Raw genomic sequence first — 11,659 nt, forward strand, 5'->3', positions numbered from 1 at the left:
AATATGAGGATATGCAAAGGATTTTTGCGCTATGAACACGAATAAGCTCATTACCTTATTGCCGGAAATGGCGATATTTGTGGTGGTGATTGAAGAGGGCAGCTTTTCAAAAGCGGCAGATAGGCTGGGTGTTGCACCTTCTTCGGTGAGTCGTTCGATTGCTAAATTGGAAAGTTCTCTCAACAAAAAATTGCTTGAGCGCACGACTCGCAATATGCGTTTAAGTACTTCAGGAGAGCAGATTTACAGTTTGTGTGTCGATATGCTCAAATCTGCTCGCTTGGCGACGGATGCTGCTTATTCGTCACAAGATGAAGTATCTGGAGAGATTCGAATTGCCGCTCCAAGGGCCTTTTCCAGTAAAGTTCTGTCACCCATCATTCTGGATTTTCTCCAGCAATACCCGAAGGTAACGGTGCATTTTATTGTCGAAGACCACTTTATCGATCCGGTAGGGCACGAAGTGGACATGATCATCCACATTACAGAAAAGCCTGTAGAAGGTTTGGTTGCTAAAGTGCTAGGTACAAACCGATTGGTTTTATGTGCAAGTAAAGAATATTTAAATGAGCATGGTTACCCAACTGAGCCTGAAGAGTTGGCAAACCATCAATGCATTCGTTTGGGAGAGTCTACGTTTGACCGCAAGTGGGAGTTCCGCAAAGACCAGACGATTCGCAGTGTATCTGTCGATGGGCGACTGGCGGTGAACCACACCCATATTCGTAAAGATGCTGTACTTCGAGGAATGGGTATTTCGATATTTCCTGAGTTCTCAATCGTTAAACTTGTACGGTCTGGGGCGGTAGTAAAGCTGTTCCCTGAGTGGGAAATACTCAGCCGCTATCAAGGGGAAATTGTGGCGCAATACCCGCAGTCCCGATTCATTCCAAACCAGTTAAAAGTGTTGGTAGATTTTCTGCAGCGTAGGCTAAGTGATTAAAAAACGATAGTTTTGTACTTCAACATTGAGCTTAAGTGCTAGTATGGTTTCTTTTTTCAGGGCTGTATTTCTAATGAGTAGTGAACACTTTAAAGGTAAATACGAAGTTGAGTTGAAGTTCAGAATTGCGTCAAAAGCTGAGTTTCTGGACGCTCTCAAAGCTCTTCCTCATGAAACTATGTTAGAAGACAACACTGAGCGAGACTGGTATTTTGATACGCCTGACAATTCGCTTCAAGCGCAGAACAAAAGTTTATGTATCCGTACAATGGAGCCTTCGGGTATCAAGTTGTGGATAGTCAAAGGCCCTGAAGCAGATCGATGTGAAGCGACCAATATTACCGATGCCGACAACGCGAAGAGCATGCTGAAAAATCTGGGATATCGCGTCAGCTTACAAGCTATGAAAACGCGTAGCATTTACTTTGTCGGCGATTTCCATATTACTGTAGATTCACTGGACGGTATTGGCGACTTCGCTGAATTTGCCACCATGACGGATGATGAAAGTAAGCTCGAAACCTACCGCGTAGAACTGCTGAACTTAGCGAGTCAGTTTGGGCTTACCGAAAGCGACTTGGAGTTCAAGTCTTACAAACAAATGTTTGTGGCTAAGTCGGTGAAATCTTAGAATCACCCTCAGCTAAACTTACCGAGTGATATCTAATGAAGATTGATTTAAGCCTCTTAACCACTGAAAGCCGTAATTCAGCAAGCGCTGAGATTGATACCCTTTCAACAACCGAAATGTTGAAAGTGATCAACCAAGAAGACCAAAAAGTTGCGCTGGCAGTAGAAGCGGTACTTCCTCAGATAGCTCAAGCTGTAGATGCGATTACAGCGGCATTTGCTCAAGGCGGAAGACTGATCTACATGGGCGCGGGTACTTCAGGACGCTTGGGTATTTTGGATGCGAGTGAATGTCCTCCGACTTATGGCACGTCTCCTGATATGGTTGTCGGTCTGATTGCTGGCGGTCATCAAGCGATTCTAAAAGCAGTAGAAAACGCAGAAGACAACCGAGATCTGGCACAAAGTGATTTGAAAAATCTGAACTTAACCAATAAAGATGTAGTGGTTGGTATCGCCGCAAGTGGCCGTACGCCTTATGTATTGGGTGGCTTAGAGTATGCGACACAAGTTGGGGCAACCACGGTTTCTGTGGCGTGTAATCCTGTGTGTGCAATGGCAGACACGGCTCAAATTGCTATTCTTCCGATTGTTGGTGCAGAAGTGGTGACAGGTTCGTCACGCATGAAAGCGGGCACAGCCCAAAAGCTGGTACTAAATATGCTGACAACAGGCGCGATGATTCGCAGCGGTAAAGTGTTTGGTAACCTCATGGTGGATGTTGAAGCAACTAACGCCAAACTCATTCAACGCCAAACTAACATTGTGGTGGAAGCGACAGGCGCATCGAGTGAAGAAGCGGAACAAGCACTCAACGAATGTGATCGTCACTGTAAAACAGCCATTCTAATGATTCTTTCAGGGCTGGATGCCGAACAGGCAGCCACCAAACTTAAGCAGCACAAGGGCTTTATTCGCGCCGCACTTACCGAGAAATAGTCTTGGTGACTTATTCACGTCTATAAAAAAGAAGCGGCTTATGCCGCTTCTTTCTATTTGCACCTTAATATCCCTTCTTCGAAGGGGGAACGTATTACATTGCTAGCTTGAGGATCTCTACCACGTCATCGGGAGTAATGTCACCGTGTTCACCAAGCGCTAACATGTCGTGTTCGATAAGTTTTTGCTTCACCGCTGGAATGGCTGATTCATCCAACCCGTAAGCAGAAAGCGTGGTAGGGTTGCCCATTTGGGTGAAGAACTCTTCTGTTTTTTGAATCGTAAGTTCGATTAGCTCGTCTTCACTACCGGAAGTGATATTTAGAACTCGGTTTGCGTATTGAAGCAGTTTGCCTCTCTTCTGCTCTTTTTTATAGCGCCACAATGAGGGCATTACAATTGCCAGTGTTTGCGCGTGGTCTAAACCGAATAGCGCAGTGAGTTCATGACCAATAGCGTGAGTAGCCCAGTCTGACGGAACGCCATTTTTCAATGTGCCGTTCAAAGCCATTGTCGCTGTCCACATTAGGTTCGCACGCACTTCATAGTCGTTTGGCTTTTCTAGTGCAGTCGGACCATCTTCCAGAATGTTCAGTAGCAAGCTTTCAGCGAAACGGTCAGAGACTTTCGCGTTTACAGGGTAGGTCATGTACTGTTCCATGATGTGAACAAAACTGTCTACCGCGCCATTCGCTATCTGGCGAGCTGGGAGAGAATAGGTCGTTTCTGGATCTAGAATTGAGAACGCAGGGCGAACCAAATCCGATCCGAAAGAGAGCTTATCCTGAGTCGCTGCACGCGTTACCACACTGTTACGGTTCATCTCTGAGCCCGTGGCCGGAAGCGTCAATACGCATCCTAATGGCAGTGCTTTCTTCACGCAGTTACCACCGGTTGTAATGATGTCCCAGTAATCACCTTCATAACAAGCGCCTGCAGCAATAAGCTTGCTTCCGTCAATCACTGAACCGCCACCCACAGCAAGGATCAGGTCTACCTTCTCTTGTTTAGCCAGTTCAATCGCTTTAGTCAGCGTTTCATAATGTGGGTTTGGCTCAATACCGCTGAATTCAAATACGGTGCAATCTTTAAGCGCATCGATGACTTGGTCGTAAACACCGTTTTTCTTAATGCTGCCGCCACCATAGGTTATGAGAACTCGGCTGTTCGGTGCGATTTCTTGTTTTAGAGTCGCAATTTGACCTTTACCAAAGTGGACTTTAGTGGGGTTGAAGTAAGTAAAATTATTCATCTTCTTTGAACTCATTGAACGTGATAATTGAAGCTATTTGCCTGCTAGACAAAATCTCTGGGTATCTGATTATACTCATTGAGTAAGTTTATTGGGTCTTTTTGTCAGTAATTTATGCTTGATTTTTAAGGAGTAGATAAACGACAAACAGAGTAGCAGCATGGGCTGGAGAGTAATAATGTCGGAGAATTTATGGATGATGAAATAAATATATTAAAAATATATGCAAATATCTCTGTCTATTTGACACACAAGGTGTATAGTAGCTGCAGCTCTTAAGCATGAGCTATTAATGAAACATTAAGTACAAGTCTCTTCTCAGTTCTCTTGCGATTTTCTCGTCATATTCCTGCGATAACTTTTCTTCATATTCCATAAAGTAGTTTTTGTTTACGACTTTTAATTAATTTTATCGAGGTATATATATGTCTAACCAAACAACTGGTTCTGTAAAGTGGTTCAACGAAACTAAAGGCTTTGGCTTTATCACTCCTGATAACGGCGGCGCTGATGTATTTGTTCACTTTAACGCTATCGCTGCTGAAGGCTTTAAAACGTTAAACGAAGGTCAAAAAGTTAGCTTCGTAATTGAGAAAGGCAACAAAGGCCCTCAAGCTGCTAACGTATCACCACTATAAGTTTTAAAACTATAAGTTTTAAAGTAGGAGGTGTCGCCATCACCTCCTATTTCTTTCCCAAAGATCCCTTCCCCTTATTTCACTCCACTATCTGAAGTATTTTATGACTAGAAGAACAAGTCGCCAGCTTTACTGGTACCATAGCAAACGCGATAAAAAAACCGCTAAGGATGCATATCCGTTTGTTTAAAATAGATTTTCACTTGCACCAACAAAATGTACAGTGGTCTGCTACGATTCATCAGCTCAATAGCGATGTGTTAAAGCGACACACTTTAATTAAGCTCCAAACATTCGAAGATGATCTTCACTTTTCATTTTGTGAAACAACAAATGAAGGTGAAATATTTTCTAGCCAAGGGCGCCAATTAGGAACATTTTTGGTTCACTAATTATTGAAGAGCAAGAAGAAGCATGAAAAAAAGCAAACAAACTAAGACAAAAGCTAAGAAAAAAATTCAAGAAGAATCAATTGTTGATAAAAAACCATCGTTAAATGATACAAGAAGAAAAATTGAAGATATTTTGTTAGAAAGAGAACAAGAAAAATTGTTCAATCTTTAAATTTGCACATTATTACTGCTTCTTAAATTTGCCGCGTAAGTTGGATGGAATTCTATTGCTAAAACATTTATATGCTTTTAGTTTGAATGCCATCACGATTCCTTAAAAATTGATTTTCATTCTCCGGATTTCAATTTTGACCTATCTAGTACCAAATCCCTTAATTTTCAATTCCTAGCATTACTAAAAAGTTTTCATTCTTTTCGTTAATCTGTCTTTTTTGCCTAAATGTCGAGCTATGATAAACGTGACATGAATTGAAGAAATAGATTGAAGCAGAGGCGTTAGCATGGCAAAAACACAACAGTTGATTGAAGGTCCTATCAATAAAGCGCTTTTGTCACTCGCTATTCCCATTGTTTTCGGACAACTTTTGCAGTCAGCATATCAACTGACGGATGCGTTCTGGGTTGGCCGTTTGGGCGCTAACGAAGTGGCTGCCGTTTCTGTGAGTATGCCAGTAACTTTCCTTGTGATTGCTTTAGGTGCCGGGCTTGCAATGGCTGGTGCGACTCTGACCGCTCAATATATGGGAGCAAGGCAGTATGACAAGGTAAACCATGTCGCTGGGCAAACCATGTTGATGGTGTTTATTACCTCTGTTGTTTTGGGCTTTCTTGGCTATCTGCTTTCACCTTACTTCTTGAAGTTATTGGGTGTTGAAGAAGCGGTTTACACCAATGCTCTCAGCTTTATGCGCATCTCTTTTGTTAGCGTAATTTTTGTCTTTGTCTACAACATGTTTCAAGCATTGATGCGAGGCATTGGGCAAGTCAAAGTGCCGCTTTATATCGTGCTTGGTACGGTGCTGCTTAACTTCGTGTTAGATCCATTGTTTATTTTTGGTATCGGTAGCTTCGATGGTTTAGGAGTATCCGGCGCTGCACTGGCAACGCTTGTCACTCAAGCTCTTGCTGCACTCACTGGTTTTTATATTCTTTCCAAAGGCAAACACGGAATTCACTTAACATGGCGAGATTTATCGCCTGACTGGAGCTACATCAAACGCGCCTTCTTTTTAGGTGCACCGGGTTCGGTAGAGCTTTCAGCACGGGCGCTGGGACTGATTACTATGTCATTTTTAGTAGCGAGTTTCGGAACTGTAACGATAGCCTCTTATGGTGTAGGTTCGAACATTCTTCAGTTGATCACGATCCCTGCGATGGGATTAGCTATGGCTGTATCTACTCTTGTAGGACAAAACTTAGGTGCTAATCGTATTGATCGTGCAGCGAAAATTACCGTTATTGGCTCGGTTTGGAGTTTTGTCATGTTGACGGTTATCGGTGTGTTTGCGTATTTATTGGCACCAAACGTAGTGAGATTTTTCATTCCCGATAATCCGCAGGTCGTTGAACAAGGTGCTGAATTCCTCAAGGTGATGTGTTTATCTTGGGGCTTCATTGGCGTTCAGCTATCGATAATGTCAGCGTTTCGTGCTTCGGGGAATATGACCAACAGTATGATCCTGTCTTTACTCACTCAGTGGGTGTTCCAGTTCCCTCTGGCGTATATTCTTTCTAAACATACCTACTTAGCTGAAAAAGGCATTTGGTGGTCTTTTGCTGTCACTAACATACTTGTCGCGCTGGTCGCTGTGGCTTGGTATGCGCGTGGAAGCTGGAAGAAAACCCGTATTATTGAACAAGACGATATTGAAACGTTGGCGACATCGGAAGAAGCACTGATCGAAGTGGGTGAAAGAAGAGCTTAATCGTTTGTCAGCATTGGCTTAATCAGCCTACGTACATTAGAGTTTACTGTTTTGTTAGTGGTAATCTAGCGGTGTATTTCCTCACCTATAAGTTACTGCTTTCTCATGCAAAAAATTATCCCAGCTCTGGCTTTATCGCTGTTGCTTTCAGCCTGTGGTGGCGAAGAGTCAGACTCTCCAGATACAAATACTTCCGAGACAACTTCCGCCTTTGCAACGGATGTTGTGAATAGCATGACTAAAGCGAACCAAGCTACCCTGTTAAACGCTTCTGCAGATGCCAGTTGGTCGAAAACAGGCCATATTACACAAGGTCTACCAAGAGGGGATGCTGCACCCGCATGGTGGGCGGATTCTGTTCTTGATGACAGCCTGAAAACATCTGACTCATGGAATGCACTCACTGGCTGGTTCACTGTATTTGAATCAGTGAACAACATCGATCACAACGTAAAGGTCTACTACAGCGATTTCGAAGTATGGTTGCTTAAAGGTAGCGATGTAAACCATGCTTCTTGGGAAAAATTAGCAGTCACGCCAACCACTTGGGCTTCGTATTACGACTCCGATATTGTGACTTGGCAGGGCAGTGCGTTACCTGGTGACAGTTCTGGCTACTACGAGTTTCAGCATCCGGATATATTGCATGGTGGAAGCAGTAAAGTCGCTTTCGATGGGAATAATGTTCTTGGTGTATTTGTACGTACGCAAGCTTGGCTTGATAGTGCAGATGCTGATGCCGAACTGCTGATGAGTATTGGTGTCGATTACTATCCAACGTCTACCAGCTCTGTTTCGAAAGGAGATTTTGCTGATGCAAATTATCTTCCTGGAGCAGGCACTAGTCGCTTTGTGTATCTCACTACAGAGCCTAAATGGTTCACGATGGCAAATGTAGCCGACGATGCTTTGGTCAACGTTGATAAGTCCAGCCCATTTGTTGAAAGTGGCGGCAAGACCTATTTAACCATTGAAGAATGGATGAATAATCATCCACCCCTTGATGAATAAATCGGTATCAGTTTGGTCTCTCTACTTCACCAGACCACTCTTCAGGATTGGTTAGGCGAGTTTTGTCTTCAAAGATTTCTGCTCGAATGTCCTGCGGGTTGTAAATGGCACATGAGTCCATCGACAAACAACCGCAACCAATGCAGCCCCCAAGATCGTTTTTCAACGCTTGTAGCTGTTGAATACGGTGTTCGAGCATAGCACTCCAACTCGAAGCCATTTGCTCCCACTGTTGACGGCTGGGTGCCTGATGCTTCGGCAAATCTGCCAATGAGGCAGAGATCTCTTCTAACGTCAGTCCGACCATCTGCGCCGCTTTAATCACAGCGATTCTTCGCAGAACATTTCTATGATACCGACGTTGGTTGCCTTGATTGCGCCAACTGAAGATCAGCCCTTTCTGTTCGTAGAAGTGCAATGTGGAGACATTCACTCCAGATCGTTTAGCCACTTCACCGACTGTCATCTCCATATCTAACTCTCCATTTGCTCTCGTTATTTATCTAAATTATAGGCAAATAACGCTTTACCTAAAGTTAACTTGAGGTATTAACCTGACTGCAAATTAATAGCAGATGGAATAGAAATATGGAAGCAACAGAAAAAACGCGTGCCAACGCTTATCTAACAGGGCGTTTCTTTGATGGTATATCGTCAGGACTGTTTATGATGGCGTTACCTTGGGCAATGCTGTCAACTCCCAACATGGGGGCATTCGTCGCGATAGTGGCGTTGGCATGTACGGCAATTTCGTTTTTCCTAACACCGATTTTTTCCACCTTGATTGACCGACATTCGAGAAAGCAGTTACTGGTATTCGTACAGTTTGTGCAAGCAGGGACGGCTGTTTTTGTTGCGGTGTTTTATGGGGCTGGATACGAGTCGCATTGGCTACTTGCGGCTGCGCAGTTGGTGTTTTGGGCGTCCAGTAATCTAGCTTGGGCAACCAATAATGCGTTTACTCAGGAGAACTTTCATCAACATGAATATGCGGTTATCTCCGGCAAACAAGAAGTGATTATGCAGGGAACGACGTTGGGTTCCGGTGCTTTGGGCGTTGTGTTACTCGAAATGTGGGGAATGCTAGAGTTTTCTGCATTCGCGGCAATAGCCTCTGCAATTGCGAGTGTTAGCTACATATTGACGCCTTATCGCCGACAATTACGACAGTCTAGTTCTGTGTCGTTTGTTGGCCAAATGAAAGAGAGCAGAGACATTTTTACTCGAAGCCCCCATTTTTACGCCTTTTTAATGCTCTCTGCGTTGAGTTACCCCATTCTTACCTTCCTGACTAAGCTAGTGCCGATTTGGTTTGCTGAAACGGGTATCTCTGGCGACTGGTTTGCTGGCTATAACATCGCGTTTGGTATGGGGTCACTAGTCACAGGCTTACTGGTCGGAAGATTTTTGGGGCTAGGTTCTCATCAGGGAATTATGGTTGGTGCAATGGGGTTGGCTACGATTATGCTTTTCGGCATGAGCTTATCACCCACACCAATGATGTTGCTGATATTCACTTTTTTCTTTGGCACGTTTAACGCATTAAATAGAATCGCTCGGACAAACTGGATGCACCACAGTATCAGTATTCACCAACGTGGCCGAGCGGATGGTGGCTTGCAAATGTTTGCCACCCTAGCACAAAGCATCAGCTATGTTGCCATTGCGTTTTTGAGTCATTTTGGCATTACTCAGTTAGGTTTCTTTCTTGCTTCAATGGTTATGGCGATAGCTGTGTTGTTAATGTTACGCCTGAGCAAAGCATTCGAACTTAAAGTAAGTACGGTTTAATTTTACGTTGGCTTTTATTTTCCGGCTTAGCATTAATGATGCTATGAACAACACCATACTACTCATTCGATTATTTTATGGGGCAAGTAGTTTTAAGGTTATATCAAAAAATGCCTTGGTCTGTTGGGGATCATAACGTTGCGGTTCTATCGGCGATATGATCATCCATCCATCGACGAGGGCACTTAACTGATCAGCGAGAAATGCAGCATCAATATCGGTTCTAATTTCGCCACGAGCTTGTCCTTGCTCTAAAGTTGCGGTTAATGAGCTTCTCATTCTTACATACCACTTTTGCAGGTGCTGGGCGTAATTAGGGTCTTGTCTTGCATAAACGAACAACTCAGCGACGATAGGAGCGACCTCTGAACTTTCACTGAGAGACCAGTTAAGCCAGTTATCTAATACAATTTTCACATCCCCATTTTCTCCTGCCAAAATGAGTTCAAATTGACCAAATAAATAATCAGTAGCAGCAATCAGCATCGCTTCTTTATTTTCAAAGTAGTAGGTCACAGCGCCAGTTGTACAACCTACTTTGGCGGCTACTTTGCGAAAAGAGATACCTTGGCATCCTTTCTCAGACAGTAGCTCAATCACTGCATCAACAAGTTCATTTCGTTTTGAATCATGGTCACCAACAGGGCGGCCTCTTTTTTGTTTCACAATGGCATTGTTGGGTTCTTGATCACTTTTGCTCATCTAAAGGTGTCCACTCGTTGCTTAGGTTTTGCCACACAGGCTAGTTTGGAATTTTTTATTAAAGTAACAGTTGTTGTCAAAAAAGGGTAGTCATGTGTTGATCTGTGCCGATGTTCGATGCTGATCTAAGTCTCTAGTGGATGATTTAATTCATCTGTTTAGTTATGGGTGTTCATTAACTTAATGATTTTAAATCGATAATTTTGTTGTTTGTCATTTCTATTCCTTACTTTTTTTCACGGCTCAGAGTTCATTAATAATTAATATAACAGGTGTTGTGTTAATTAGTGATCTTGTAATAGAATCCCCTTAATCAAGGCGAAGTACACAATTTAAACAGCAACATGTATTCGCCAGTAACCGTCAGTTTATTGTGGAGGAATACATGAATGACTTATGCCAACGTTTAAGGTGGACCGTGCTTGTATTGAGTACTGCGCTTATTATGGCGGGATGCGATCAGCAACAACCACACGAGAGCGAACAGGTTTCTAGACCTGTTAAGCTTTATACGCTAGGTGGTGATGCGCCTCAGATTTTATATAAATATCCAGGCAGTGTTACTGCGGTAAACAAATCTACTCTGGCTTTTGAGGTGCCGGGTAAAGTCACTGATATAAAAGTGAAGGAAGGTGATCTCGTTGTTGCCGGGCAAGTATTAGCCCAACTTGATCCCAGAGATTATCAAGCTCAGTTTGAAAGCGCCAAGATCGAAAAAGATGCCAGTCACAAGGATTATGAGCGATATAAAAAAGCCCTAGAATCCAATGCTGTAACACCTCAGGCATTCGATCAGGCAAAGCGTAATATGGAAGTAGCACAAGCTGCATTCAAACAAGCAAAAAAAGCATTGGAAGATACGTCGTTACAAGCGCCTTTTTCTGGTCGAATTGCACGTAAAGACATTGAGAAGTTTGACACTGTCTACGCAAAACAAGCGGTTATTCAACTGCATAGTGACTCTGCTTTGGAGATGGTCGTCGATGTACCAGAGGTTGATTGGGTAAAAGGAGGAAGAGTCGCTTCAGCCAAAGACATTAATCTCTCGGAACAGCTATTTGTTACCGTAAGTGCCTTACCGAATGAACGTTTCCCAGGCGTTATTACTGAGTTTTCTAGCGTTGCTGATCCCATCACTCGTACTTACAAAGTCACCGTTGAGTTTAATGCGCCACAGAATATTTCATTGGGTTCGGGTATGAGTGGTCATGTCTTGTATCAACCCAAATCAACGGAGAACGCCAACATATATGTTCCGATAGAGGCGATTGTTGGTAACTCAGACAATAAAGCTTTCGTATGGTTATACGAAGCTGATAAGGGTGTTGTTACAAAGCAAACAATAGAATTGGGCGACATTACAGCGAAGAAAGTCTTGGTGAAATCTGGGTTAAAGAAAGGGGACCGTATAGCGGTATCAGGTGTTCACAGTTTATTCGATGGCTATTCCGTGTATCCGCTGGAGGAGTGAATCG

General features: G+C 43.3%; 12 protein-coding genes. 9 read left to right on the forward strand and 3 right to left on the reverse strand.

Going from position 1 to position 11,659, the window contains the following annotated elements; genetic code table 11:
* Positions 1-31 precede the first annotated feature (31 nt).
* The 3 genes from ACRQQK_RS13485 (at position 32) to murQ (ending at position 2,512) form a co-directional block, all read left to right on the forward strand.
* Positions 32-943, forward strand: a complete 912-nt coding sequence (locus tag ACRQQK_RS13485) for a LysR family transcriptional regulator (RefSeq protein WP_457512190.1) — start codon at positions 32-34, stop codon at positions 941-943.
* A gap of 73 nt (positions 944-1,016) precedes the next feature.
* On the forward strand, positions 1,017-1,574 hold the full coding sequence (gene cyaB / locus ACRQQK_RS13490; RefSeq protein ID WP_457512192.1) for a class IV adenylate cyclase: 558 nt from the start codon (positions 1,017-1,019) through the stop codon (positions 1,572-1,574).
* A 35-nt stretch (positions 1,575-1,609) separates the two neighbouring features.
* Positions 1,610-2,512, forward strand: coding sequence for an N-acetylmuramic acid 6-phosphate etherase (gene murQ / locus ACRQQK_RS13495; RefSeq protein WP_457512194.1), 903 nt, complete (start codon positions 1,610-1,612; stop codon positions 2,510-2,512).
* Between the two features lie 94 nt (positions 2,513-2,606).
* On the opposite strand, the gene ACRQQK_RS13500 is transcribed toward murQ, so the two are convergent.
* On the reverse strand, positions 2,607-3,764 hold the full coding sequence (locus ACRQQK_RS13500; RefSeq protein WP_457512196.1) for an iron-containing alcohol dehydrogenase: 1,158 nt from the start codon (positions 3,762-3,764) through the stop codon (positions 2,607-2,609).
* Positions 3,765-4,189: 425 nt separating this feature from the next.
* On the opposite strand from ACRQQK_RS13500, the gene cspE reads away from it, so the two are divergent.
* The 4 genes from cspE to ACRQQK_RS13520 all read left to right on the forward strand — a co-directional run bounded on the left by cspE (position 4,190) and on the right by ACRQQK_RS13520 (position 7,691).
* Positions 4,190-4,402, forward strand: coding sequence for a transcription antiterminator/RNA stability regulator CspE (gene cspE / locus ACRQQK_RS13505; RefSeq protein WP_042479407.1), 213 nt, complete (start codon positions 4,190-4,192; stop codon positions 4,400-4,402).
* A gap of 414 nt (positions 4,403-4,816) precedes the next feature.
* Positions 4,817-4,966, forward strand: a complete 150-nt coding sequence (locus ACRQQK_RS13510; protein WP_457512198.1) for a hypothetical protein — start codon at positions 4,817-4,819, stop codon at positions 4,964-4,966.
* A 289-nt stretch (positions 4,967-5,255) separates the two neighbouring features.
* Positions 5,256-6,680 (forward strand): MATE family efflux transporter, encoded by a 1,425-nt coding sequence (locus ACRQQK_RS13515; protein WP_457512200.1) that lies wholly within the window; start codon positions 5,256-5,258, stop codon positions 6,678-6,680.
* A gap of 105 nt (positions 6,681-6,785) precedes the next feature.
* Positions 6,786-7,691 carry a hypothetical protein gene (locus ACRQQK_RS13520; RefSeq protein ID WP_457512202.1) on the forward strand — a complete coding sequence of 302 codons (906 nt, stop codon included), beginning with the start codon at positions 6,786-6,788 and terminating at the stop codon, positions 7,689-7,691.
* A gap of 7 nt (positions 7,692-7,698) precedes the next feature.
* Here ACRQQK_RS13520 and soxR read toward each other — a convergent pair whose 3' ends face one another.
* Positions 7,699-8,163, reverse strand: a complete 465-nt coding sequence (gene soxR / locus ACRQQK_RS13525; protein WP_457512204.1) for a redox-sensitive transcriptional activator SoxR — start codon at positions 8,161-8,163, stop codon at positions 7,699-7,701.
* A gap of 116 nt (positions 8,164-8,279) precedes the next feature.
* Here soxR and ACRQQK_RS13530 point away from each other — a divergent pair, with 116 nt between their 5' ends.
* Complete coding sequence (locus tag ACRQQK_RS13530; RefSeq protein WP_457512206.1) at positions 8,280-9,482, forward strand: MFS transporter; 1,203 nt, start codon at positions 8,280-8,282, stop codon at positions 9,480-9,482.
* A gap of 75 nt (positions 9,483-9,557) precedes the next feature.
* Here ACRQQK_RS13530 and ACRQQK_RS13535 read toward each other — a convergent pair whose 3' ends face one another.
* Positions 9,558-10,184 carry a TetR/AcrR family transcriptional regulator gene (locus ACRQQK_RS13535; RefSeq protein WP_457512208.1) on the reverse strand — a complete coding sequence of 209 codons (627 nt, stop codon included), beginning with the start codon at positions 10,182-10,184 and terminating at the stop codon, positions 9,558-9,560.
* 385 nt (positions 10,185-10,569) lie between these two features.
* On the opposite strand from ACRQQK_RS13535, the gene ACRQQK_RS13540 reads away from it, so the two are divergent.
* Positions 10,570-11,655, forward strand: coding sequence for an efflux RND transporter periplasmic adaptor subunit (locus ACRQQK_RS13540; protein WP_457512210.1), 1,086 nt, complete (start codon positions 10,570-10,572; stop codon positions 11,653-11,655).
* The last annotated feature ends 4 nt before the right edge of the window (positions 11,656-11,659 follow it).

It is taken from the genome of Vibrio sp. C8 (assembly GCF_054051265.1).